A 24,132-nucleotide genomic window follows, 5' to 3' on the forward strand; every position below is an offset into this window, starting at 1 on the left:
CAACGCAGGCCCCTTGCACAGCGCGTGAAACCGCTGCTCAAGGGCCTGCTGCTGGGGGCCATCGGCCTGGGGCTGCTGCGGCTGTGGCCCCATGCGCCGCTGCAACAGGCGGCGCCGTCGTCGCGGGTGGTGCTGGCCGAAGACGGCACCCTGCTACGCATGACCCTGGCCAGCGATGGCCAGTACCGCCTGTGGTTGCCCCTGGAGCGCATCTCGCCGTCACTGGTGCAGGCCCTGCTGCTCAAGGAGGACCGCAACTTCTACTACCACCCCGGGGTCAACCCGCCGGCGCTGTTCCGCGCCGCGCTGGCCACCTACAGCGGTGGGCTGCGCCAGGGCGGTTCGACCCTGAGCATGCAGCTGGCGCGCAGGCTGTATGACCTCAACACCCGGCAGGTTCCCGGCAAGCTGCAACAGATGGTCCTGGCCCTGTGGCTGGAGGCGCGCTACAGCAAGCACGACATCCTCGAGGCCTACCTGAACCTGGCGCCCATGGGCGGCAATATCGAAGGCGCCGAAGCGGCCAGCCGCGTCTACTTCGCCAGGCCGGCAGCCCAGCTCTCGCTGTCGCAAGCCCTGGCCCTGGCGGTGATTCCGCAACAACCCAACCGCCGCGCGGCCTTCACCGCCGACCTGCAACAGGCCCGCCTGCGCCTGATGGCTGCCTGGCGCGAGGCCTATCCGGATGACCCGCGCAATCAGAGCCTGCTGGAGTTGCCCCTGGAAGCCCGCAGCCGCCAGCAATTGCCGTTTCTTGCGCCGCACCTGAGCGAGCAACTGCTGGCCGCCCACGCCGGCAGCGAGCTGCAAAGTACCCTCAACCTGCCTTTGCAACGCCTGCTGGAGCGCCTGATCCAGGGTTACATCGGCGAAAAACACAACCTCGGCGTGGACAATGCGGCCGCCATCCTGCTCGACACCCGCGACCAGAGCGTCAAGGCCCTGGTCGGTTCGGCCGACTATTTCTCGCTGCCGATCCAGGGCCAGGTCAACGGCGTGCTAGCGCGGCGCTCACCGGGCTCGACCCTCAAGCCGTTTCTCTATGGGCTGGCGATCGACCAGGGGCTGATCCACCCCATGAGCATCCTCAGGGACATGCCGAGCAACTTCGGTTACTTCCAGCCGGAGAACTTCGATGGCAGCTTCATCGGCCCGCTGAACGCGCAGGAGGCGTTGATCCGCAGTCGCAACATTCCGGCGGTATGGCTCGCCAGCCAGCTGAAAACCCCGACCCTCTACGACCTGCTGCAACGCTCCGGCGTCAAGGGGCTGCGCGCGCCAGGGCATTACGGCCTGGCCCTGGCCCTGGGCGGTGGCGAGATGACCATGGAGGAACTGGCCCGGCTGTACCTGATGCTGGCCGGTGACGGCCACCTGCGACCGCTGCGCTACCTGAGCCAGCAGCCGACCAGCAGCGGCGAGCAACTGCTCAGCCCGCAAGCGAGCTTTATGGTGCGCGACATGCTGCGCCACAACCCGCGCCCGGATGGGCTGCCGGCCGACAGCCGCGGCCGGCATTGGCGCACCGCGTGGAAGACCGGCACCTCCTGGGGCTTTCATGACGCCTGGAGCGCCGGGCTGGTAGGGCCGTATGTGCTGGTGGTGTGGGTCGGCAATTTCGACGGCCGGCCCAACCCGCAGTTCATTGGGGCCAAGACCGCGGGGCCGCTGTTTTTCAGGATCGCCGATGCCCTGCCGCTGGCCTTGCCCACGGTCGCCGAGCGCGCCGACAAACCGCCGCCCGGGCTGACGCGGATCCAGGTCTGCAGCGCCTCGGGTGAACTGCCCAACCGCTGGTGCCCGCAAACCCGCAAGACCTGGTACATCCCCGGCGTGTCACCGATCCGGGTGTCGAACCTGCATCGCCCGGTGCTGATCGACACCCGCACCGGCAAGGCCGCCTGCCCGCCGTTCGACCCGCAGTACACCCGCGAGGAGGTCTTCGAATTCTGGCCCAGCGATGTGCGCCGGCTGTACCGCGCCGCCGGGTTGCCACGGCGCGCAGTGCCCAATGTGCTCAAGGCCTGCCAGCCCGAGCGCAATGCCGATCAGAGCGAGGCGCCACAAATACGCTCGCCACTGACCCAGGTGGTCTACCACCTGCGCCTGTCGCGACCGGAAGAAAACATCCAGCTGAGCGCCAACGCCGCCAGCGACGCACGCCGGCTGTACTGGTTCGCCGACCAGACCCTGATCGGCCAGGGCCCACCCCAGGTCAGCCTCACCTGGCGACCGCAACGGTCTGCCAGCTATCAACTGCGAGTCAGCGATGACCAGGGCCGCAGCGCCAGCCGCACCTTGAACGTAGAGTTCCAACCCTGACCCAGCCGCTGCCGAGCTGGGCGAGGCTACGCTGGCCGTATCAGGCGCGGGATTACATCCGGGAAAACTGCATCGTCTATCGGGGCCAGCATCCAAACGCGGCCCGAGCCTGGCGGCAGCAGCTACAGCTTGAGCCCGCGCTATCCCAGGCAGACCCAGGCGAAGGTCATGCCGCAGAACAGCATCGGCAGGAGATCAAGAAACACATTCATTCGGGCACGTTCCCTGTTGGCGAGTGCCAGCAATGTAGTCGCTGAATATGACAATTATCTGTCGCGCCGCCGCTCGCCACTGCGCCCTGCCCAGCCCCAAAACAGAAAAGCCCTGCTGGCATGAACCGGCAGGGCTTTTCGTGGTGAGTCGGGCTGAATGATCAGCCCGCCAGCATCAGGTCATCTGGATGATGGTCTGCATGATGGTGCTCTGGGTGGAGATGGTCTTGGCGTTCGCCTGGTAGTTGCTCTGCGCCTTGATCAGCTCGACCAGTTCGTTGGTCAGGTTGACGTTGGACTCTTCCAGGGAGTTGGACACCACAGAACCCAGGGTACCGGTCTGTGGCGAATCGTAGCCCGGGATGCCCGAAGCGTAGGTTTCTTTCCAACTGGTGCCGCCTACCGGCTGCAGGCCTTGCTCATTGGTGAAGCTGGCCAGGGAGATCTGGCCGATCGGCTTGGTCTGGTTGTTGCTGAAGTTGGCCAGCAACACACCGCTGCCGTCGATGGTCAGGTTGGTGATCTGGCCAGTGGCGTAGCCGTCCTGGGCCGGGATCGAGCGCGCGGTATCGGCGTTGACCTGGGCGGTGTTGGCCAGGGAGACCGATACCGTGCCGCCAGAGCTGGCGCCGTTGGCTTTCCACACGCCATTGGTCACGGTGCCCGGGATCCAGCCAGTCAACTTCAGGTCATTGCTGATGGTTGGGGTAGCCGGAGTTGATGGATTGGGAGTGCTGACCTGCAGCAACTTGCCGGACGTATCGAAAGTGATGGTCGAAGCCACCGGATCGGTGAGGGTACCGTTTTTGGTTGGCATGCTGCCATCCATGTTGCGACCGTCGATCAGGGTGTAGGTCTTCCAGGTGTTGGAGCCCGTCTTGACCATGTACTGGTCCATGCGGTGCTCGTTACCCTGGGTGTCGAAAATCGGCGTGCTGAACTGCTTGGTGAAGGTCGCCGACAGTGTCGGGTCAAACTTGTTACCCACGATCGTGTCGTCGATAACATCGGACGTCGAGTTCAGGTTGATGGTCGAAGACACCGAAGTGGTCGCCTTGGGCGCCAGGTTCGAGGTGTCGATCCGCAGGTCGGTCAACACACCGTTGATGATCTTGCCATTGGCGTCCACACCGTAACCCTGCAGGCGAGCGGTGCCGTCGGAGTTGGTGACGTAGCCTTCCTTGTCAGTCTTGAACGTACCGGCACGGGTGTAGGTCAACGAACCGTTGTTGCTCAGGACAAAGAAGCCCTGGCCCTGGATCCCCATGTCCAGCACGTTGCCGGTGTTGTTCACGTCACCCTGGTTGAACTGCTGGGAAACGTTGGCCAGGCGCACGCCGTTGCCAATCACTTTGCTGCCGCTGCCCAGCTTGGTGGCCGAGTAGACGTCGGCGAATTCTGCGCGCGACGATTTGAAACCGGTGGTTGCGACGTTGGCGATGTTGTTGCCGGTAACGTCCAACTGCTTGTTGGCTGCATAGAGACCGCTAAGGCCGATATTGAAAGACATATTCCACTCCTTGTGCCGGATTAGTCGGCTCTATATACCAATGGTTTTGACTTTGGACAGAGCGATCGGGCTGCTCAGTCCGGCGAGGTTCAACATCAATTCACCGCCAGTCTGGCTGATGGTGACGCTGTTGACCGTCGCAGGCAGGTAAGTGACCAGGGCGACCGCGGTGTTATCGATCGTGGTGCTGGCCTTGAACGTGTAGTTACCCGGGTCGGCCTTGGTGCCGTCGGTTTTGGTGCCGTCCCAGGTGAAGCTCGAGGTGCCCGCGACCTGGCTGCCCAGGTCGATGGTTTTCACCTCTTTGCCGTCTTTGTCGGTGATGGTCACCTTCACGCCCGCTACGCTGCTCGGCACGGTGATCGAACCGGTCATGCTCTTGGTGGTGTCGACCTGGGTAGTGCCGGACTGCACGATCACCGAGCGACCGACCAGGGACGAGGCCTGCAGGGCCTGGCTCGACTTGTAGTTGCCGGAAATCGCGGTGACCGAATCATTGAGCGTGGTGATGCCTTCCAGGCTGCTGAACTGCGCCAGTTGCGCCACGAACTCGCTGTTGTCCTGCGGGTCCAGGGGGTTCTGGTTTTTCAGCTGAGTCACCAGCAGTTGCAGGAACGCATCCTTGCCCAGGGCCTTTTTACCGGTGGCGCTGTTGGTGGCCGAGGTAATGCCGTCAGCGCTTGAGGTTGCGGTCTTTTTCGACGAGTTCGCGAGAATCTGGTTCAGACTCAAGCTGCTGGTGGTGCTGGTGGTGTCGTTAATGCTCATTGGCGAGGCCCCTTATCACTGACCCAGGGTCAGGACCTTCTGCATCATGGTCTTGGCGGTGTTCATCATTTCGGCGTTGGTCTGGAACGAACGGCTCGCGGAAATCATGTCGGCCATTTCTTCAACCACGTTGACGTTGGGGTAGTAGACATAACCCTTGGCGTCAGCGGACGGATGGTTAGGCTCGTAACGCGCTTCGAGGTTGCTCTGGTCTTCGACCACACCCAGCACCTGCACGCCCTGGCCAGTGGAGTCCTGGTTCTGGAACAGCGACTGGCTGCCACCGCTCTGCGCACCCTGGAACATGGTGGCGAACACCGGGTGGCGGGCACGGTAGGTCTGGTCGATGCTCGACGACACGGTCTCGGCGTTGGCGATGTTACTGGCGACGGTGTTCAAGCGAGTGGTCTGAGCACTCATGCCGCTACCGGCGATATTGAAAACACTGGCGAGGGACATGGATTACTCTCCGCGCAGGGCCGAAATCAGCCCTTTGAATTTGCTGTTGAGCAGCGTGAAGCTGGCCTGGAAGTTGACCGAGTTCTCGGCGTAGTTCGACTGTTCCAGTTGGGCGTCCACGGTGTTCTGGTCGATGGAAGGCTGCATCGGCGTGCGGTACAGCAGCGACTCGTCGCCGTTACCCATGCCTTCAGCTTCGATATGACGGCTGTTGGTCATGTTCAAGGCAAAGGTGCCGTTCTTGGTCTTCTCGTTCTGCTCGGCGAGCACGGCGGAGAAGTCCAGATCCCGAGCCTTGTAGTTCGGGGTGTCGGCGTTCGCGATGTTGTTGGCCAGAACCTCGGCGCGCTTGGCGCGAAAGCCCAGAGCCTGTTCATGGATACCGAGCGCTTTATCGAAGCTGATGCTCATGTCGGGAAACCTTTGGGTGACCTGATTTTTCGTAATCTGGATATAGCAAGCCCCGTGCCAAGTGCAAAAGCCCCGTAAATCAAGGCTTCGCCGGCAGCGGCAAGGCGGCAATGCCAGAAAAGCGGCAATGGATTTCCGCGATGCGCCAGCAAAGCGGCAACCTCACTGCCGCTTTTACGCCGCGACCCGGCAACGACCAGGCACAAAAAAAGAGGCCCTGGGGCCTCCTTTTATCCACACGCGCTACACCCGGCCTACTTCGCCTGGTAGATAATCCCCGGGCTGCACTGAACCATCTGGAAATGATCAGGCAGGCCGTTGAGCGCCTCGGATGCGCCAAGAAACAGGTAACCGCCCGGTTTCAAGGTGCTGTGAATGCGCATCAGGATGTCCTTCTTCACCTCGGCGGAGAAGTAGATCAACACGTTGCGGCAGAACACGATGTCGAACTTGCCGAGGCTCGCGTAGCTGTCCAGCAGATTGAACGAGCGGAACTCCACCCGACTCTTGATCGGCGCCTTGATCGCCCAGCGCCCCGGCCCTTTCGGGTCGAAGTAGCGTTGCAGGCGCTCGGCAGACAGGCCGCGGCCAATCGCCAGGCTGTCGTATTCGCCGGTCTTGCAGTTGTTGAGCATGGTGCCGGACAAATCGGTGGCAACGATCTGCACACCCATTTTCAGTTGGCCCATGTTGGTCCGTTCGAACTCATCGATCGACATCGACAACGAGTAGGGTTCCTGGCCCGACGAGCAGGCAGCCGACCAGATGCGCAAACGCTGGTTCGGACTGGCCTTGATCGCTTCGGGAAGGACCTTGTTCTTCAGGACCTCAAAGGGATAGGTATCGCGAAACCATAAGGTTTCGTTAGTGGTCATGGCATCCACCACCTGCTCGCGCAAACCGCTGCGCGGCTGGGTCTGAATACGCTGCACCAGCTCACCCAGGGATTTGATGCCCTGCTGTTCCATCAGTTTGTTGAGACGGCTCGATACCAGATATTGCTTGTTCTCACCCAGCAAGATCCCACAGGCTTTTTCCAGGAAGACCCGGAACTGTTCGAAATCCAAATTACCCGTAGACAATGATGCCGCCTCTTAAATCGTATGACCGCCAGGAGCCGATGCCCCTAGCTGTTGTCTGCTGCTTTGATCCGGTCGACTACCCGGGATGCCAGGTCATCAGGACGGAATTTGGCAAGGAAGTCATCGGCACCGACCTTCTTCACCATCGCCTGATTGAATACACCTGACAACGAAGTATGCAGGATGATATGCAGCTTTTGCATGCGCGGATCGTTGCGTATCTCGGCCGTGAGGGTGTAACCGTCCATCTCCGGCATCTCGATGTCGGAAATCATCATCAGAAATTCTTCTTCCGGCTTCTTGCCCTCGTCCACCAGCTTGCGCAGGTAATCCAGGGCCTGGCGGCCGTCGTTCAGCGCGACCACTTCCACGCCAACCGTCTGCAGGCAGCGTGTCACCTGCTTGCGTGCCACCGACGAATCGTCGACGGTCAGTACCCGCAGGGAAATCGCCTTGTGCTGGGTTTCGACGTCCACCACACCGACAGAAATCACTTCCGAGGTCGGCGCCACTTCCGCCAGCACCTTCTCGACATCGATAATTTCGACCAACTGATTGTCAACCCGGGTCACGGCCGTCAGGTAGTGATCGCGACCGGTGCCTTTGGGTGGCGGATGGATCTCCTCCCAGTTCATGTTGACGATACGTTCCACCGACCGCACCAGAAACCCCTGGGTCTTGGTGTTGTACTCAGTGATGATCACAAACGGGTTGCTCAGGTCTTTCAATCCACCCGAACCGGTGGCCATCGCCAAATCCAGGATCGGGATGGTCGCCCCGCGAATACTTGCGACACCGCACACGACAGGACTGGATTTAGGCATCAAGGTCAGTTTCGGGCACTGCAACACCTCCCGAACCTTGAACACGTTGATCCCGTAAAGCTGCTGGCCGTCCAGACGGAACAGCAGCAGCTCCAGGCGATTCTGCCCAACCAGTTGCGTGCGCTGGTTAACCGCATCCATTACACCCGCCATGCCCAGACTCCCCAAAGCTTTAAGTTCCGACGCACGCTCATCGCTAAACGGCACGGGGCTTGCTTTTTAACTGTTATGAACGCCAAAACGACATTTTTCCGACGTCTGACATCAAACTACCGCAAATTACTTTGCGCGCTGTCAGTTTTGTCTATTTTCAACCCTGGCGGCCCTGCCCTTGCTGACTCGGTCACCCTGCCTGATCTACTTATCGGCGTCACTCAAGGGTTTCTTGAATTCACCGTAGAAGACTATCTGGCCACCAGTCAAACCGCCGGACGCTATGAAATCACGGTTGCGCAACTTGATCCGCGCATGCGCATGCCCAATTGCGACAAGGAATTGACAGCCACCCTTGAAAGCCCGGCGCAGCCCATTGGCCGCGTCACGGTCAAGGTCCGCTGCGACGGCGCCTCGCCCTGGACCGTGTTCGTGCCGGCCCAGGTCAAACTGTTTCGCGAAGTGGTGACCACCACCCGACCGCTCAAGCGCGCCGGAATCATTGCACCGGAGGAGGTCACTCTGCGTGAACGCGACATCAGCCAGGTCAACCAGGGCTACCTGACCTCGGTCGACGATGCCATTGGGCAGAAACTTGTCCGACCAATGGTCGCCGATCAAGTCGTTACCCAACTGCACCTTGAGCAGGCCGAGGTGGTGCGCAAGGGCGATCAAGTGGTGATATCTGCCCGCAGCGGCACCCTGAACGTGCGAATGCCCGGCGAAGCACTGTCCAATGGCGGCATGAACGAGCAGATAAGGGTCAAGAACCTGAACTCGCAACGTGTGATAAAGGCCCGGATTACCGCTCCCGGCCAGGTAGAAGTCGCAATGTAGGAACTGGCGCACAAGCCCGCCCTTCCCTAAACTGTGGTCCATGCGGGCCGCAGCCATGGGCGTTGGTTAATCGACAATAGCGCCTAAAGTTTTCCAGGGTATGGCCGAAAACATGGCAAGCGTCCAAATACCCAGAGGTTTTTTTATCATGGTCATCGATTTCAGCCGTTTAAACAGCTCCCCCTCACTTACCGGCAGTACGCGTACCAGCGCCAACAAAGACATCGGCGACACCGACAAGTCTGCGCCGCTGGCTACCCCGGCTGAACAAGCCAGTACCACCAAAAGCGGGGAATCGGTACACCTCAGCAATGAGGCTCAGCGTTTGCAAAAGGTCACTGACAAGCTGCGCGATCAGCCTGCCGTCGACAACGCCCGCGTGGCCGAGTTGAAAGCAGCGATTGCCGATGGCAGCTATAAAGTCGACAGCAACCGCGTAGCCAGCAAACTGCTCAATTTCGAAGCCCAGCGCTAGCCAAAGGCCTGCGCCAGGCTTTTGGACGCTTAAAACCCAAGGCCAGCCATGCACGACTCTAATTTACTGCAACTGATCACTGAAGATTTTGCTCCAGCTCAACAATTGCTGGAACTGCTGAAGACCGAATCCCTCGCTCTGTACGGCCGCGACATGCCGCTACTGGAGGATATTCTGGCGCAGAAACATGCGCTGATCATTCTGCTCGAACAGCATGGCCGCAAGCGCAGCGAAATTCTTGCCAGCCTGAACCTCCCCGCCAGCCGCGCCGGCCTTGAGCAACTGGCTGAACATTCCTCGATCGGCCCGCAATTGCTCGAGCAAAGCGATGTGCTGACCGAGCTGCTCGCCGAGTGCCAGGCGACCAATGAACTCAACGGTCGCTCGATCCAGGTTCAGCAGGCCACCACCGCGAACCAGCTGAAAATCCTCAACGGCGGCGAAAGCCCCGCACTGTATGACGCCCGCGGATCGACCTCTCTGCTTGCGAAGCCACGCCCGCTCAGTCAGGCTTGACCCGGAAAATGTGCGCGCCCTATCAAGCAGCGAAACATGCTGGCAAAATGCTGGCTCTTGCGTGTAGTCGTATTTTGTCTGGAGACTGATGAACCGTGTTCAATGCCCCAAGCGCGGAAGATGCTCCGCAGCCCCCTAAGGTTCTCACCACTCCTCTGGAGATAGCTTCGAACCTGCGGATGCTACAAGAGAGCCATGACCCGCTGATCATCACCTTCCATGAGCGCAGCCAGCGCTTTCAGAGCTATCTGGTCGAAGTCGATCGCGACAGCAACATGATCGCCCTCGATGAAATGATTCCCCGCGACGGTGAACGTTTCATGCTGGCCGGCGAGCCATTTCGCGTCGAAGGCTTCCATGAAGGCGTGCGTATCGCCTGGGAAAGCACCAGTACCCCGACCCTTGATGAGTCCAACAACGGTCGCTGCTACCGTGGCACCCTGCCGGACGAAGTGGTTTATCACCAGCGCCGCAGCGCCTTCCGTGCAGCGCTCAAGCTTTCGCAACTGGTCAATGTCGAACTCGATGGCGAAAAGCTCAAGGAATCCATCCGCGGCAAGCTGCTGGATATCTCGGCCACCGGCTGCAAACTGCGCTTCGAAGGCGATATCTCCGAGCGCCTGCAACTGGGCCAGGTCTACGAACGTTTTATCGCCGCCCTGCCCTTCGGCAGCATGACCGCTCCCGTCGAGCTGCGGTATCTGCACTATGAAGAGCGCATCGATATCACCTTCGCCGGGGTCCGCTTCCACAATATGAGCGGTCTGGTACAACGCCAGGTCGAGCGTTTCGTCTATCAACTGCAACGCGAAGCGCGGCGCTTCGATAAAGACGACATGTAAGCCACCGCCAGACATGAAAACGGGCAGTCCCTCGCGGTGACTGCCCGTTTTTTTTGCGCCGCCTTCCGGCAACCGCCAGGCCCTAAGGCCTGGCGCCACTGAGATGATGCGGCCCCTCATCCTCGGGCTTGACCTCAGTCTCCTCCTCAGCCTCGGTTGCCGGCGACTCATCAGCCACTGGCTCGTCGGCCACCGGTTCCACCGGGTTCTGCATCTGATCCTGCACCACTTGCTCATCGACCCGCGGGTCAAGAGCCGCCACCAGTGGCGAGCTGGACATGCTGTCCGGCATTGCCACGTGCTGCAGCGGAGCATCATCGACCTGATGCAGATTGGTCACCGCCTTCGGCCGGATCCGCCACACCAGGACCAACGCGAAGAAACTGAAGAACGCGTAGAGCATCTGGCTGCCGAACAGCTTCATCAGCACACCCGCCACCAATGGCCCGATGCTCGCACCCACACCGTAGGTCACCAGCAGCATGGCGGTCAGCGACACACGGCGATCGCCTTCGACGTGGTCATTGGAAAAGGCCACCGCCAACGGATACAGACAGAACTGCACCAACGAACACAGAAAGCCCAAGGCAAACAGCACCTCCAGCGGCACACTCGGAAAGATCGCCAGGGGCAGCGCCGCCACCGCCAGAAACATCGCAAAGCAGCGAATCAGCATCGCCCGGTCATAACGATCCGAGAGCCAGCCCAACGGCCACTGCACCAGCAGGCCGGCAAAAATGCAGCAGCCCATGAACAGGCCGACCTGCTCGGTGCTCAACCCCTGCTGAGAGGCGTACAGCGGCGCCAGGCCGTAGAACGAGCCAACAATCAGCCCCGCCCCCAGCACCGTACTCAGGGATTGCGGCACGCGCTTGATAAAGAAGCGTGGCTCCATCGGCGCCGGGTGCAGTGGCGCCGGGTGAATGCGTCGGGTCATGGCCACCGGTACCAGGCACAGGGCGAAGCACAGGGCCACCAGCATCAGCAGTTCCAGGCCAAGGGCCGGGTGCATGACCAGAATCAGTTGCCCCATGACCAGCCCCAGGTACGAAGCGATCATATAGCCGCTGAACACCAGCCCGCGCTGCTTGGCCTCGGCCTGCTCGTTCAGCCAGCTCTCGATGACCATGTACTGGCACATCATGCCCAGGCCGACGATCACCCGCAGCACCAGCCAGGCCGGCAGCCAGTCCACCAGGCCATGGCCGAGAACGGCAGCCCCGACGATACCGGCACAGGTGGCGTAGGCACGGATATGCCCGACCCGGGCAATCAGCCGGTGGCCGATCTTGCCGCCCAGGACCAGGCCGAAGTAGTTGGCCGCCATCAAGGCACCGACCCACAAGCCATCGACATGGTCGGCGGCCAGGCGCAGTGCCAGATAAGTGCTGAGCAAGCCCGAGCCGATAAGCATCATCAGCGAGGCGAAATAAAGCGCTCGAAAGGATTTCCAGATTTGGCGCATCGGCGTTCCGAGCGGCTCCTTGAATTGAGTGTCGGGCCGTCTTCACGACAGCCCGACGGCGACGGTTCGGTTAGGCCTGGGCCGCTAAAACACGCCGTTCCCAGGGAGTAATTTCATCAAAGAAGCTGGTCAACTCCATGGTCTTCGAAGCGATGTAGCCTTCGATGAACTCTTTGCCGAACAGTTCCTTGGCCAATGGGCTACGTTTCAGACGCTCAAGGGCCGCATGCAAGGTACAAGGCAGCGACAAACTGTCCGGCACTTCGAATTCACCCTGGATCGCGGCTTGCGGTTCCAGCTCGTTTTCGATGCCGTGCAGGCCGGCTGCCAGGCTGGCGGCGATCGCCAGATAAGGGTTGGCATCCGCCCCCGGCAGGCGATTTTCCACCCGACGCGCCACGGGCGAACTGGCCGGAATACGCAAGCCTGCGGCGCGGTTGTCATGGGACCAGCACGCATTATTCGGCGATGCGTAAGGATGGCACAGGCGCTGATAAGAATTGACGTTGGGCGCGAACAACGCGGTGAAATCCGCCATGCCGGCCTGCTGTCCGCCGATAAAGTGACGGAAGGTCGCCGTTGGCTGTCCCGCGTCATCGCTGAACACGTTCCGCCCGCTGGCGATCTCGACGATGCTCTGGTGAATATGCATCGAGCTGCCCGGGGTATGGGCCAATGGCTTGGCCATGCACACCACGGTCAGGCCATGCTTGAGCGCCACTTCCTTGAGCAGGTGCTTGAACAGGAAGGTCTGGTCGGCCAGCAAAAGGGGATCGCCGTGCAGCAGGTTGATCTCGAACTGGCTGACGCCCATTTCATGCATGAAGGTATCGCGGGGCAGGCCCAGCGCCGCCATGCACGCATACACGTCGCTGAAAAACGGACGCAGGCCATTGTTGGAACTGACACTGAACGCCGAATGCCCGTCCTCGCGACGCCCGTCCAGGCCTACGGGCGGCTGGAATGGCTGAGTCGGATCGGTGTTGGGCGCAAATACAAAGAATTCAAGTTCGGTGGCCACCACCGGCGCCAGGCCATGGGCCGCATACCGGGCGATCACCGCCTTGAGCTGGCCGCGAGTGGACAGACGCGAACTTTCGCCAGTCAATTCGTCCGCATCGCAAATCGCCAGGGCACGTGGCTGCTGGCTCCAGGGCAGGCGATGGATCTGTTGCGGATCGGCCACGAGCGCCAGGTCGCCGTCGTCGCTGCCGTAAAAGCGCGCGGGCGGGTATCCGCCCATGATGCATTGCAGCAGCACGCCCCGTGCCATCTGCAACCGCCGCCCTTCGAGAAAACCTTCAGCGGTCATTACCTTGCCGCGGGGCACTCCATTGAGGTCCGGAGTGACACATTCAATCTCATCAATGCCCGTCAATCGCTGTGCGAGTGAACGATGGCCATCGGTTGTCATGACTCAATCCTTGTTGTTGTACGAGCCGAGAACGGCGACCCGTACAAAATAGGCTTCGGCTGTTCGGAATATCAAGCAGCCGTGAGCAAAAAACCACAAAGCCCGACACACCTCACCCACGGCCCCCACCGCCGGCCGTCCATCAAGGCAGATAAAGACTGAACACACCGCCGCCCAAAGGCCCGCCGTTGCTGATCCGGGTCCGACCACGGATGCCGTTGCGCTGATGCAACTCGGCGATCCTGCCGGCGAAGTACAGGCCCAGGCCGGTGCTGCCGCTGCTGTGGTTGATGCCCTGCACGTAATCGTCCTGACGCTCGATCATCTGCTGCGGGTAGCCGTCGCCATCGTCATTGATGGTCAGCACCGTCTGCCCGGCTTCGTCGTGCACGCTGATCAGCAGCGCATGGCGTGCGTAGCGGATGGCATTGTTGATGCTGTTGGCCAGCACCGAGGCGATCAGCTCGCGGTCGAAAAAGCCCAGCGGGCTCAATGGGTCGACGTCATAGCTCGCGGCAATGCCACGGCTCTTGAACACGTCCTGATGGCTGGCCAGCTGGGCTTCGATAAAGTCATCCAGCTCATGGTAGTCGGGCCGCAATGGCAACTGGTTGGCGCCGAGTTTGTACAGCCCCAGCAGCTGCACCAGCATGCCGTTGAGGTGGGCGAACTCGAAATCGATCACCCCCTGCTCCGAGCTGTTGCGCTCAGGCTCGGGCAGGCGCGCCAGCCACTGGGCCTGGGCCTGCATCAGCAAGGTCAGGGAGTTTTTCATGTCGTGTACGGTGGAGGCGATCACCGTGGAAAAATCCAGCCCCTGTTCACTCTCGTTCATTCGCCAAACGCCTTGCTTCGCAGCTTCTGGTAACGGGGATAGCGCGGGTCGCTGTCGGGCATCAAGCCCACCATCTTCAAGCTCGCCCGGCACTCTTCGAGCAATGCCGGATCGGCGCTGGCATCGGTGCCGTGCAACAGCGACTGCGCCATGTTCAGCGCGATGCTGATGTTCTTCGGCTGCATCGCCAGCGCCCGGCGGAACAGCTCGCGAGCCTCGTCCAGGGTGCCGGCCTTATAGCTGCGCACACCTTGGCGATTGAGATCGGCCGCAGCGTTGGAGGTATTGAGAATCGTCGGGTCGTCCGTGAGCTTGGCAATGCCCTGCATCACCTTCGGATCATCACCGTAGATCTCCGCGCAGTTTTTCAGCATCGACGCGCCGGCGCTCGCCTGGCCGAGCATCTGCAACTGCTTGGCCACCAGCAGCGCGGCCTCCGGGCTCATGAACTGCTCCATGCCATCCAGCCGCAGCATGGCTTGCTCAGTGAGTTTTTCCGCGGTTTCCGCATCGTTGAGCAACAAACTGGTGGCCTTCATCAGCCGCGCGCGAATCTGCAAACCCGGGTCGGTAGGGTTTTCCTTGGCCACCGCACTCAGGGTGGTGTTGATTTCCAGTCGGGTCCGGGTATCCAGGCCTTTTTCGCTGCCCTTGCTGATCAGGGCGTGGGCCAGGCCGAGGTTGCTTTCCGGGTCCTTGAACCGCGACTGCGCACCTTGGGACACCGCCTGGCGATAGGCCTTGGAGGCGGTCTCGAAGTCTTCGTTGCCCATCGCCAGCTTGCCCAGCAACGCCTGGCGACGCACCGCCAGCGGCGACAAGCGCACCGCCTCTTCCAGCACATGCTGCGCGCGCTTGGCATCGCCTTCGACCACCAGCACATCGGCCAGGCCGTCATAGAGCGCGGGCATCATCGGAAACAGCTTCAGGGCCTTCTCGTAGACCTCCTTGGCCTGTCCCACCTGGCCACGCTTGAACAGCAAGCGGCCCAGGCCGACATAGGCCCAAGGCAACGGACGGTCCGCCAGAATCGTGTTGTACAAACGCTCCAGCGCTTCGTTCTGATTCATATCGCGCAACGCATCGGCCCGATAACGCAAGCACAGCGGCGAATAACGCGGGTCCTGCTTGCACAGGGCAATGCAGGCATTGAGCACTTCCACCGGCTTGCCGCGATCCAGGGCCTCCAGGATCGGCTTCAGCAGATTCTTGCGCTGCTGCAGGCGCTCCAGGCGCTGGGCCAGGCCGGAACGGTTGAAAGGCTTGGTCAGGTATGCATCGGGCTCGTGTTCCAGAGCACTGAGAACCATGGCCTGGCTGCTCTCGGCAGTCACCATCAGGAACACGCTTTCATGGCTGATCAGCTTGTCGGTCATCAAGTCTTCGAGCACTTGCTGACCGTTCTTCTTGCCGTCACCCAGGTGGTAGTCCTGCAGGATGAAATCGTAGCGTTTCTGCGCACACATACGCAGGGCCTGCTCGCCGGTGTCCGCCGTGTCCACGTCCTTGACGCCCAGCTCACGCAACATAGAACGCACCGAGCTACGGAAATCAGAGAAATCATCGACGATCAAAAAGCTTTTTTGGTGGTACGCCAGCATCGAAGATTCCAGGCAATTAAGAAAATGAACCCATAGACCACTGCAAGGACAAGCCCGGCCCATTTCGGCGCGCAGATAATAACGGGTAGCGATAAGCCATCAACCGCTTTTACGGTTTATCTGTGACTGCCCGCACATACGCAGAGCCCTTGCAGGCGCCGACGCAACCGGAGAAAACCAAAGTCCAAGGAGTTATCGGCAAGGAGCGCCGTTCCCTTATAGAGAAGCAGCAGGCAATACGTTTTTTTTAGAGCTAAATGTGCAAGGTACAAGCGTGCCGCCATGGACCGAAGCCGGCGGTTGCACAAAGATGCTCGCCATCGGGCCAGGCTGCTGGTAAATAGTCGTCCCATTGCTCGGGAAGGACCCATGATGCGCGCCCTGATTTTTATCTTGTTGGCGCTGGCAGGCAGCAACGCCCTTGCCGGCTACGACCTGCACATTACCCGCAAGGCTTTCTGGGCCGATCAGACGGGCCCCGCCATCAGCGCTGCAGAGTGGACGGCCTACGTGGCCGCGGACGCTCAAGTGCAGCGAGATCCAGACAACAGCGAAAATGACTTCATCGTCCTGATCGGTGCAGAGCGCTTCCCCCTGTGGTTTGACCCAGAACGCGGGGAAGCCTACACAAAGAGCCCGTCAGACCAGGCCACCACCAAACTGATCGACATCGCCCAGCGCCTCGGCGCCCAAGTCCAGGGCGATGACGGCGAACCCTATCCACCCCACGATTAAGACGCCCCGATGTCAGCCGAGCAATCCATACCCCTTTCCGAATACCTGGTATTCCTGTCCTACCTGTCTGCCCCGGCGTTGCTACTGGGCTGGGTGTTGCAGACCTTTTTATTCGCCAAGCGCCACGCGCTTGCCTGGAGGTCGGCCCACCGAGTCCTTATCGGCTACGCACTGACTCTGATAATCAGCCTGCCCCTGACCCTGTTGCTGACATTGCTCGGCGCAGCCCTGGAGCCCGCCTGCTGCAAACGCCTGCTCAGCGCTCTGCTGGCGCCAACCGGCTTCGGCCCGCTGGTCTTGACCCCAGCCAGCCTGGTGGTGGTTGCGCTGGTGACCCCGATCACCACCTGGTGTGCGTTATTAGGGCACAAAACCGTCAACCGGCCCGCCACCCACTGCTGAGCCTATCGATCTCCCGCTCATAGACATCGACAAATCATTAAATGAACTTCGATCACATTCTATTTATTGCAAGTACCGACTGCTTTGGCGAGAAACTGTTCGGCGAACAAACCGCCGCGGACCTGGTAGAGATAAAGAGAATCACCCGAGAACACACCCTGACACTGATGGGCGATCACTCGGACTACTACTATGACTCAGACTTTTCACCAGAAAGAATAAACAAGACCAAAGACGCCTTACTTCAAAGACTGTCGGCACTCAATGATGGCCACTCCCTACTGGGTAAATTCAGCGAACTCGACTCAATCAGTAACAAGCAGATCTCAACCAAAGGCATCCATCCGCTCAGGCTTATAAAGGACGTCTGTTCACAACTGTACTGGCTGAACACCAATGACTTCCGGGTTGAAATCTGCGACGCGCTGCTTGAAGCGGCCATCCAGGCCCAGAGCCTGGGCTTGCCTCTGGACGCAGAGGCCTATCTAGACTGGGATGAAATTCATGCGATGTGGGAACAAGCCTCATCCGATTGGGATGGCTACATAAAGAGCATCATGCGCGACGTGCCTGACGGGCTCTGTGCAGTATTTAATGACCTGTACAACTCCCCCTTGTCTTTGCGCCATCTCTATAGCTGGAAAGAGGGATTACCAGGCGTCCAGTTCTTGACGTTAATGCAGGCCATTGAAGATGAAGCTTTTATGCAAATGGACAAGACCAACCCGGATTACGCATTACGGGTGAGGGCCGCCATGAAGCAGTTTCATGAGTAAATCGTTTATATCGGCATAAGTACTTATAAAAAGCAGACCTTGTTGCTTACAACTATTGCCGAGGGACTTAACCCCAGACCTTATGCCAAGACTTACGGTTGAAGTCTAACTGTTGCGATCTAATGAGTCAGAGCGAAAGGCTACCGCCCTTCATGAAAAAGCCCCGCCCGAGCAATGCCCGGCGGGGCTTTTTTTGGCCTGCTGTCACCCTGTTGCCATATGGCTGCACAGGGAAATGACTGGAGGCCTTTCAATGTGGTGTCCCAGGCGGGGTTCGAACCTGCAACCTTCCCCTTAGGAGGGGGATGCTCTATCCAATTGAGCTACTGAGACATATCGTCGACCGCCGGAAAGTGGGCGGTGCGGGGAACGGCGTGCATGTTAACGGCCAAGCCTGACTTTGTCATGCAATCCGTAGGGCTTTTTGCATGATCCAGGCCCTGGGTACCGAGTCAAAGGGCGGTGTCGTGCAATTTGCATTGCTGCAAAAGGCCATCATTGCAAAATGCAATTAACGGCCCTTAAAAAAACATCATAACCAGTTGTTTTTAAAGGATTTTATAAGGATTAGACTGTTGGCACGCGCACTGCTTTATAACCTCTATAAAGAACCGCGGAGACAACGCACATGAACAGCGCCCTTTTCCTTTTGAATGCGATAGCCATTGCCATGTTGCTGGCGTTTCACTTTCAACCCGATACCAACGCTGAACCTGTCGCCTACTCCAGCGCGCACCACATCCAGCAGCAAACGCCACAACTGGCCGTGATGAACAGCCAGGCGCAAACCGCTATTGCCACTCAGGTTGCAGCCGAGCAAAAAGTAGCCGCGCCCGTTGGGCCACGTACCCAGAGCTGGGTATTTTAAGCCCGTTACTCCAGGAGCACTTTATGTCCACATTTGCCAAGGGCCTTCTTATCCTGGCCATCATCAGCGGCGCGCTAAGCCTTTTATTGCCTGAGAACCGCTTCAGCAGCCTGCCGCTGATTGCTTGTGGCGCCTTCGGCGGTTTATGGGTGCTGGCCCTGATCGTAGGGCGCAGGATCAAGTTCGATCCTGTACTGCGCTGATCCCCTGCTGCTGCAGCAACCGCAATAAATGCATGACGGTAACGGACAACTCGCCCGAGTTGTCCAGATGCACGATTTTCTGATCATCGCCCCAGCCTTCATCGGCAAACACAGCGTTGCGCTGCATCCGGCGCTCGATCTCTTCCCCGCTCTCACGCCCGCGGCGAATCAAGCGGCGACGCAGTACTTCATTGGTGACCGTCAATAAAATCGGAATTAGCTCCGGGTAACGCTCACGTGCCTGTTGCAGATGCCCCCTGGAACCATTGACCAATACATGTCGACCAGCGGCCAGCCACTCGTCGATCTGTACAGGAATGCCATAACCAAGGCCGTTGGCCCGCCAGTACAAGGCAAACTCCCCACGCTGCACCGCGTTTTCAAACTCCTGTACAGAAACCTCAAGCGCTTGCTCTCCCACCGACTCCGCCGAACGGGTAATGACACGCTGCGCCACCTCACAGCCGATTTCATGCAACGCCTCGCGGGCTGCCGCGATCAGGCTGTCCTTGCCTGCGCCCGACGGCCCCAACAGGTAAATCAGTTTGCCCGGCATTCAATATCACTCTGCCATATATCGCTAGTAAATCGGCCATTTGCCACTATCCTATACAAGGTAGGGGCAGCAGCAACCGACACCCCTAGCATGCACGTTCAAGAAGGCTTAAACAGCTTCTGACGAGCGGCAGGATAGATGGAGTGACCGGGCCAGAGCGATCTTTTCAAACCAGTCCGCATTTCTGATAATTGGTGCTGGCATAACGCCTTTATCCGGTTCAATATTTGTCACAGAATTGGCGCCAATGATCTGGCAATTTTGAGGCATGATTCGGGCCTCTTAAACAATTCAGGTTGAACATTTGGCCTTAAGGCTTGTCCTAAAGACATCCTGCGGCCAATTCCGAGAACCGCTCCCCTGAACTAACCGGTTAAATATATGCGCCCATTGAAACAGGCAATTTATTCCAGCCGTACGGCTGACAAGTTCGTCGTACGTCTACCCGACGGGATGCGTGAACGCATTGCCGAGGTGGCTCGCAATCATCACCGCAGCATGAACTCCGAAATCATCGCGCGCCTGGAACAGAGTCTTATTCAGGAAGGCGCTTTGGGTGAAGAGTTGAGCATGCGTCTGGACAGCCCCGAGCTGTCTTTGCATGAACGCGAACTGCTTCAACGTTTCCGTCAACTCTCCCACCGCCAGCAGAACGCTCTTGTTTCGCTGATTGCCCATGACGCCGAAATGGCTGCAGACGCTTCCTGATTCATCCCGTAAGCACTAGGCCAGCCTCGCGCTGGCTTTTTTTTGCACGCCATTTGGCTGCCGACGCCGCGAATCGCTCAGCCGGCCGGAGAGATACAAGAAAGAGGAGGCGCAACGAAAACGCACCACCCAGCCAGAACCGGGAGGTGCGCAGGACTCAGAGCAGGAAGATGGTTGCCAGCCCGAGGAAGATAAAGAAACCACCGCTGTCGGTCATCGCAGTGATCATGACGCTTGCACCCATCGCCGGGTCGCGACCCAGGCGCGCCAGCGTCATAGGGATCAGCACCCCCATCAGCGCAGCGAGCAACAGGTTAAGGGTCATCGCCGCGGTCATCACCACCCCCAGCGACCAACTGCCGTAAAGCAGGTACGCCACAATCCCGATCACACCGCCCCAGACCAGACCGTTGATCAGACCAACGGCCAGCTCCTTGCGCATCAAACGGGCGGTATTACCGGTACTGACCTGGTCGAGCGCCATGGCGCGCACGATCATGGTGATGGTCTGGTTGCCCGAGTTACCACCGATACCGGCCACGATCGGCATCAGGGCCGCAAGCGCCACCAGCTTTTCGATCGATCCTTCAAACAGCCCGATCACCCGCGATGCGACAAAGGCGGTGATCAGGTTGACCGCCAGCCACGCCCAACGGTTGCGCAGGGATTTCCACACCGAGGCGAAGATATCTTCCTCTTCCCGCAGACCGGCCATGTTCAGGACTTCGGTCTCGCTCTCCTCACGAATCAGGTCGACCATTTCATCGATGGTCAAACGGCCGATCAGCTTGCCGTTCTTGTCGACCACCGGGGCCGAAATCAAGTCGTAACGTTCAAAGGCCTGGGCCGCGTCATAGGCGTCCTCATCCGGGTGAAAGCTCACCGGATCGCTGGCCATCACTTCAGAAACCTGTTTGTCCGGGTCATTGACCAGCAGCCGCTTGATCGGCAGCACGCCCTTGAGCACTCCGCCGTTATCGACCACGAACAATTTATCGGTGTGCCCCGGCAACTCCTTGAGGCGACGCAGGTAACGCAAGACCACTTCCAGGCTGACGTCTTCGCGGATCGTCACCATCTCGAAGTCCATCAGCGCGCCGACTTGCTCCTCGTCATAGGACAGCGCGGAGCGAACGCGCTCACGCTGCTGGCCATCGAGGGCTTCCATCAGCTCATGGACGACGTCTCGCGGCAGCTCGGGGGCCAGGTCAGCAAGTTCGTCGGCGTCCATCTCCTTGGCGGCAGCCAGGAGCTCATGATCGTCCATGTCGGCGATCAGGGTTTCACGTACGGAGTCGGATACTTCGAGAAGAATGTCGCCGTCGCGCTCGGCCTTGACCAGTTGCCAGACGGTCAGACGCTCTTCCAGCGGCAAGGCTTCAAGGATGTAGGCAACGTCGGCGGAGTGCAGATCATCGAGCTTGCGTTGCAACTCGACGAGGTTCTGCCGGTGAACCAGGTTTTCAACCCGATCCTGGTGATGACCTTCCTGGCGGTGAGTCAGGTCTTCGACGACTCGCTGGCGATGCAACAGCTCAACAACTTGAGCGAGGCGATCCTGCAAGCTGTCTTGTGTTTTCTTTACTTCAACTTCGGTCATAGGCGAACTCCACTCCCAGCAGCGGGGCACGCCGGAAGGATCAATCAGTCAATTCATGATTGGAAAAGCGAGGTACTGAGTTACTACTGGGTAAGTCCATGGAGGTATTCCACAAGCCCCGGCGGGGCTGACGGGCGCAATCATACACCGCCTGGCGGCTTTAAACGTTAAAAATCATGGTCAGAACAAGCGCTTGCGAGACAAAGCTGAGCGCTGCCCGAATCTATGAAGCTGCGACGCCTGCCCGGAAAAAGAAAACACACCAGCGGCGAAAAAAGTCGCCGACAGCAACAAACAAGGGGCAGAAATACAGAGCACACGCCAACTCAGACGCCAGAACACCCGCAGCGTTCAAGTCAGGCCCGAAGAAGAGAAGGAAAGAAAAAAGATAAATCGCAGAAAGCAAAAAGCCCGCATCAAGATGCGGGCTTTTTGGTGTTTGGTGCACTCGACAGGATTCGAACCTGTGACCGCTCGGTTCGTAGCCGAGTACTCTATCCAGCTGAGCTACGAGTGCAGATTGTGTTTTTAGACCAGATCACAACTGGTTGAAGCCAAGCTATCTGCATTGCTGCAAACAACTCTTAAATGGTGCACTCGACAGGATTCGAACCTGTGACCGCTCGGTTCGTAGCCGAGTACTCTATCCAGCTGAGCTACGAGTGCATTTGTTGCCGCGCATTATAGGCCGTTCAATCTCTATGTAAAGCGATTTTTTCTAGTAATTTCAACAACTTACCGAAAAATCCAGATTGCAACGTACTAAGCAAATAATGGCGGAGAACGGGGGATTCGAACCCCCGACACCCTTTTGAGGTGTACTCCCTTAGCAGGGGAGCGCCTTCGGCCACTCGGCCAGCTCTCCGCAACACGGGGCGTATATTAACCAGCTTTATCCCCGTTTGCAAACATAAAAAACGATAAAAATTAATGGCTTGGTTCTTCGTCCTTCTCTTTCTTGATCCGCAGGTAAATTTCCTCACGATGCACAGCCACCTCTTTCGGGGCGTTGACACCAATACGCACTTGATTTCCTTTGACGCCGAGCACGGTCACAGTGATTTCGCCATCACCAATAATCAGGCTTTCTGCGCACCGACGAGTCAGAATCAGCATACCTTTCTCCTCACGCATTTCATTTCAGGGACAACAGTCTGCAAAAAAAAGGGTGTCGGCCTACAACCAGGACGGCTGCATTCCTACACGCCTAAGTATTGACCAGCGCCAGCAAAAGAACAGTTTTCGCTCACGCCGGCCAAAAAAGACAAGGGGCGCGGCAAGGCCGCGCCCCTTGGGCAACGCATCACTCGCCCTGGCGGGCCGGTGCGTCCAGTTCGAAAGCCGTGTGCAGAGCGCGCACAGCCAGTTCCAGGTACTTCTCTTCGATCACTACGGACACCTTGATTTCCGAAGTCGAGATCATCTGGATGTTGATGCTTTCTTTAGCCAGCGATTCGAACATCCGGCTCGCCACGCCTGCGTGGGAGCGCATGCCGACGCCGACGATCGACACCTTGGCAATCTTCGTGTCGCCGACCACTTCGCGGGCACCGATCTCGCGAGCGGTGTTTTCCAGCACGGTCTGCGCCGCCAGGTAGTCGTTGCGGTGCACGGTGAAGGTGAAGTCGGTGGTGTTATCGTGCGCGACGTTCTGCACGATCATGTCGACTTCAATGTTCGCGCCGCTGATCGGGCCGAGAATCTTGAAGGCCACGCCGGGGGTGTCTGGCACGCCACGGATGGTCAGCTTGGCTTCATCGCGATTGAAAGCGATGCCGGAAATGATCGGCTGTTCCATGGATTCCTCTTCATCAATAGTAATGAGGGTGCCCGGACCCTCCTTGAAGCTGTGCAGTACGCGCAGCGGAACGTTGTACTTGCCGGCGAATTCAACCGCACGGATCTGCAACACCTTGGAACCGAGGCTGGCCATTTCCAGCATCTCTTCAAAGGTAATCTTGTCCAGGCGCTGCGCCACCGGCACGACCCGTGGATCGGTGGTGTAGACGCCATCGACATCGGTGTAGATCTGGCATTCATCGGCCTTCAAGGCCGCTGCCAGTGCCACGCCGGTGGTGTCGGAACCGCCACGGCCCAGGGTTGTGATGTTGCCGTGCTCGTCAACGCCCTGGAAGCCTGCCACCACCACCACACGACCGGCCTTCAGGTCGCCGCGAATCTTCTGGTCGTCAATCTGCAGGATGCGCGCTTTATTGTGCGCGCTGTCGGTCAGGATCCGTACCTGATTACCGGTGTACGAGACCGCCGGCACGCCGCGCTTGATCAGCGCCATCGCCAGCAAGGCGATTGTCACCTGCTCCCCCGTGGAAACGATCACATCCAGTTCACGCGGAACCGGCTGGCCATCGCCACTGATTTGCTTGGCCAGATCGATCAGGCGGTTGGTTTCGCCGCTCATCGCAGACAGCACAACCACCAGGTCATCGCCGGCTTCGCGGAATTTCTTAACCTTGTCGGCGACCTGCTCGATTCTTTCGACAGAGCCGACCGAGGTGCCTCCAAATTTCTGTACGATCAAAGCCATTTCTAAGCCGCCT

Annotated in this window: 25 protein-coding genes and 4 tRNA genes; 11 read left to right on the plus strand and 18 right to left on the minus strand. The window is 59.1% G+C overall.

All coding sequences use genetic code 11. The annotated features are described in order from the left end of the window. The first annotated feature begins 24 nt into the window (after positions 1-24). Complete coding sequence (gene pbpC, locus CF161_RS05895; protein WP_020295651.1) at positions 25-2,322, plus strand: penicillin-binding protein 1C; 2,298 nt, start codon at positions 25-27, stop codon at positions 2,320-2,322. Between the two features lie 387 nt (positions 2,323-2,709). Here the strand turns inward: pbpC and flgE are convergent, their stop codons facing one another. The 6 genes from flgE to CF161_RS05925 all read right to left on the minus strand — a co-directional run bounded on the left by flgE (position 2,710) and on the right by CF161_RS05925 (position 7,741). Continuing rightward, entirely contained in the window at positions 2,710-4,044 is a 1,335-nt protein-coding gene (gene flgE, locus CF161_RS05900; RefSeq protein WP_020295652.1) for a flagellar hook protein FlgE, read from the minus strand. A gap of 30 nt (positions 4,045-4,074) precedes the next feature. After that, positions 4,075-4,812, minus strand: a complete 738-nt coding sequence (gene flgD, locus CF161_RS05905) for a flagellar hook assembly protein FlgD (RefSeq protein ID WP_020295653.1) — start codon at positions 4,810-4,812, stop codon at positions 4,075-4,077. A 15-nt stretch (positions 4,813-4,827) separates the two neighbouring features. Then, a complete protein-coding gene (flgC, locus tag CF161_RS05910; RefSeq protein ID WP_020295654.1) occupies positions 4,828-5,271 on the minus strand; it encodes a flagellar basal body rod protein FlgC in 444 nt (147 codons plus the stop codon). 3 nt (positions 5,272-5,274) lie between these two features. Next, positions 5,275-5,682, minus strand: coding sequence for a flagellar basal body rod protein FlgB (gene flgB, locus CF161_RS05915; protein WP_020295655.1), 408 nt, complete (start codon positions 5,680-5,682; stop codon positions 5,275-5,277). Between the two features lie 254 nt (positions 5,683-5,936). Then, positions 5,937-6,764, minus strand: a complete 828-nt coding sequence (cheR, locus tag CF161_RS05920) for a protein-glutamate O-methyltransferase CheR (protein WP_020295656.1) — start codon at positions 6,762-6,764, stop codon at positions 5,937-5,939. A gap of 44 nt (positions 6,765-6,808) precedes the next feature. Then, the gene (locus tag CF161_RS05925; RefSeq protein ID WP_020295657.1) at positions 6,809-7,741 is read right to left on the minus strand and encodes a chemotaxis protein CheV; all 933 of its coding nucleotides are present in this window, start codon (positions 7,739-7,741) and stop codon (positions 6,809-6,811) included. 75 nt (positions 7,742-7,816) lie between these two features. Here CF161_RS05925 and flgA point away from each other — a divergent pair, with 75 nt between their 5' ends. The 4 genes from flgA to CF161_RS05945 all read left to right on the plus strand — a co-directional run bounded on the left by flgA (position 7,817) and on the right by CF161_RS05945 (position 10,411). After that, positions 7,817-8,578 carry a flagellar basal body P-ring formation chaperone FlgA gene (flgA, locus tag CF161_RS05930; protein ID WP_043228719.1) on the plus strand — a complete coding sequence of 254 codons (762 nt, stop codon included), beginning with the start codon at positions 7,817-7,819 and terminating at the stop codon, positions 8,576-8,578. A 148-nt stretch (positions 8,579-8,726) separates the two neighbouring features. Next, positions 8,727-9,053 (plus strand): flagellar biosynthesis anti-sigma factor FlgM, encoded by a 327-nt coding sequence (flgM, locus tag CF161_RS05935; protein WP_020295659.1) that lies wholly within the window; start codon positions 8,727-8,729, stop codon positions 9,051-9,053. Between the two features lie 48 nt (positions 9,054-9,101). Further along, positions 9,102-9,569 (plus strand): flagella synthesis protein FlgN, encoded by a 468-nt coding sequence (locus tag CF161_RS05940; protein ID WP_020295660.1) that lies wholly within the window; start codon positions 9,102-9,104, stop codon positions 9,567-9,569. Between the two features lie 95 nt (positions 9,570-9,664). Then, a complete protein-coding gene (locus tag CF161_RS05945) occupies positions 9,665-10,411 on the plus strand; it encodes a flagellar brake protein (protein ID WP_043228721.1) in 747 nt (248 codons plus the stop codon). An 82-nt stretch (positions 10,412-10,493) separates the two neighbouring features. On the opposite strand, the gene CF161_RS05950 is transcribed toward CF161_RS05945, so the two are convergent. The 4 genes from CF161_RS05950 to CF161_RS05965 all read right to left on the minus strand — a co-directional run bounded on the left by CF161_RS05950 (position 10,494) and on the right by CF161_RS05965 (position 15,726). After that, positions 10,494-11,876: an MFS transporter gene (locus CF161_RS05950; protein WP_020295662.1), complete on the minus strand. Its 1,383-nt coding sequence runs from the start codon at positions 11,874-11,876 to the stop codon at positions 10,494-10,496. A gap of 70 nt (positions 11,877-11,946) precedes the next feature. Continuing rightward, entirely contained in the window at positions 11,947-13,188 is a 1,242-nt protein-coding gene (locus CF161_RS05955) for a glutamine synthetase family protein (RefSeq protein WP_020295663.1), read from the minus strand. A gap of 244 nt (positions 13,189-13,432) precedes the next feature. Beyond that, entirely contained in the window at positions 13,433-14,125 is a 693-nt protein-coding gene (locus tag CF161_RS05960; protein ID WP_020295664.1) for a sensor histidine kinase KdpD, read from the minus strand. Next, positions 14,122-15,726: a tetratricopeptide repeat-containing response regulator gene (locus tag CF161_RS05965; RefSeq protein WP_020295665.1), complete on the minus strand. Its 1,605-nt coding sequence runs from the start codon at positions 15,724-15,726 to the stop codon at positions 14,122-14,124. Before CF161_RS05965 ends, CF161_RS05960 begins: the two co-directional genes overlap by 4 nt. Positions 15,727-16,095: 369 nt before the next feature. Between CF161_RS05965 and CF161_RS05970 the strand changes: the two genes are divergently transcribed. From CF161_RS05970 to CF161_RS05980, 3 genes are read left to right on the plus strand one after another with little or no spacing between them, the layout of a single operon-like run. Then, positions 16,096-16,461 carry a hypothetical protein gene (locus CF161_RS05970; RefSeq protein WP_020295666.1) on the plus strand — a complete coding sequence of 122 codons (366 nt, stop codon included), beginning with the start codon at positions 16,096-16,098 and terminating at the stop codon, positions 16,459-16,461. A 9-nt stretch (positions 16,462-16,470) separates the two neighbouring features. Beyond that, positions 16,471-16,863, plus strand: a complete 393-nt coding sequence (locus CF161_RS05975) for a hypothetical protein (RefSeq protein WP_020295667.1) — start codon at positions 16,471-16,473, stop codon at positions 16,861-16,863. Between the two features lie 41 nt (positions 16,864-16,904). Continuing rightward, positions 16,905-17,639: a hypothetical protein gene (locus CF161_RS05980; RefSeq protein WP_020295668.1), complete on the plus strand. Its 735-nt coding sequence runs from the start codon at positions 16,905-16,907 to the stop codon at positions 17,637-17,639. A 256-nt stretch (positions 17,640-17,895) separates the two neighbouring features. On the opposite strand, the gene CF161_RS05985 is transcribed toward CF161_RS05980, so the two are convergent. Next, positions 17,896-17,972 (minus strand) — tRNA-Arg (locus tag CF161_RS05985). Between the two features lie 295 nt (positions 17,973-18,267). On the opposite strand from CF161_RS05985, the gene CF161_RS05990 reads away from it, so the two are divergent. Both CF161_RS05990 and CF161_RS05995 read left to right on the plus strand, forming a co-directional pair. Next, positions 18,268-18,507, plus strand: a complete 240-nt coding sequence (locus CF161_RS05990; RefSeq protein ID WP_020295669.1) for a hypothetical protein — start codon at positions 18,268-18,270, stop codon at positions 18,505-18,507. Positions 18,508-18,530: 23 nt separating this feature from the next. After that, positions 18,531-18,710: a PA3371 family protein gene (locus CF161_RS05995; protein ID WP_043228726.1), complete on the plus strand. Its 180-nt coding sequence runs from the start codon at positions 18,531-18,533 to the stop codon at positions 18,708-18,710. Here CF161_RS05995 and phnN read toward each other — a convergent pair. Continuing rightward, a complete protein-coding gene (phnN, locus tag CF161_RS06000) occupies positions 18,685-19,266 on the minus strand; it encodes a phosphonate metabolism protein/1,5-bisphosphokinase (PRPP-forming) PhnN (RefSeq protein ID WP_020295670.1) in 582 nt (193 codons plus the stop codon). The genes CF161_RS05995 and phnN overlap by 26 nt on opposite strands. Positions 19,267-19,647: 381 nt before the next feature. On the opposite strand from phnN, the gene CF161_RS32090 reads away from it, so the two are divergent. Next, complete coding sequence (locus tag CF161_RS32090; protein ID WP_003178899.1) at positions 19,648-19,974, plus strand: Arc family DNA-binding protein; 327 nt, start codon at positions 19,648-19,650, stop codon at positions 19,972-19,974. 157 nt (positions 19,975-20,131) lie between these two features. Here the strand turns inward: CF161_RS32090 and mgtE are convergent, their stop codons facing one another. The 6 genes from mgtE to CF161_RS06035 form a co-directional block, all read right to left on the minus strand. Further along, positions 20,132-21,574 carry a magnesium transporter gene (gene mgtE / locus CF161_RS06010; RefSeq protein ID WP_020295671.1) on the minus strand — a complete coding sequence of 481 codons (1,443 nt, stop codon included), beginning with the start codon at positions 21,572-21,574 and terminating at the stop codon, positions 20,132-20,134. Positions 21,575-22,014: 440 nt separating this feature from the next. Next, positions 22,015-22,091 (minus strand) — tRNA-Arg (locus CF161_RS06015). 72 nt (positions 22,092-22,163) lie between these two features. Beyond that, positions 22,164-22,240 (minus strand) — tRNA-Arg (locus CF161_RS06020). A gap of 108 nt (positions 22,241-22,348) precedes the next feature. Then, positions 22,349-22,439, minus strand: a tRNA-Ser gene (locus tag CF161_RS06025). A gap of 62 nt (positions 22,440-22,501) precedes the next feature. Continuing rightward, the gene (gene csrA, locus CF161_RS06030) at positions 22,502-22,690 is read right to left on the minus strand and encodes a carbon storage regulator CsrA (RefSeq protein ID WP_002554426.1); all 189 of its coding nucleotides are present in this window, start codon (positions 22,688-22,690) and stop codon (positions 22,502-22,504) included. 187 nt (positions 22,691-22,877) lie between these two features. Then, positions 22,878-24,119 (minus strand): aspartate kinase, encoded by a 1,242-nt coding sequence (locus CF161_RS06035; protein ID WP_020295672.1) that lies wholly within the window; start codon positions 24,117-24,119, stop codon positions 22,878-22,880. Between the last annotated feature and the right edge of the window lie 13 nt (positions 24,120-24,132).

This window comes from Pseudomonas sp. CF161 (assembly GCF_000416215.1).
GTDB lineage: Bacteria > Pseudomonadota > Gammaproteobacteria > Pseudomonadales > Pseudomonadaceae > Aquipseudomonas.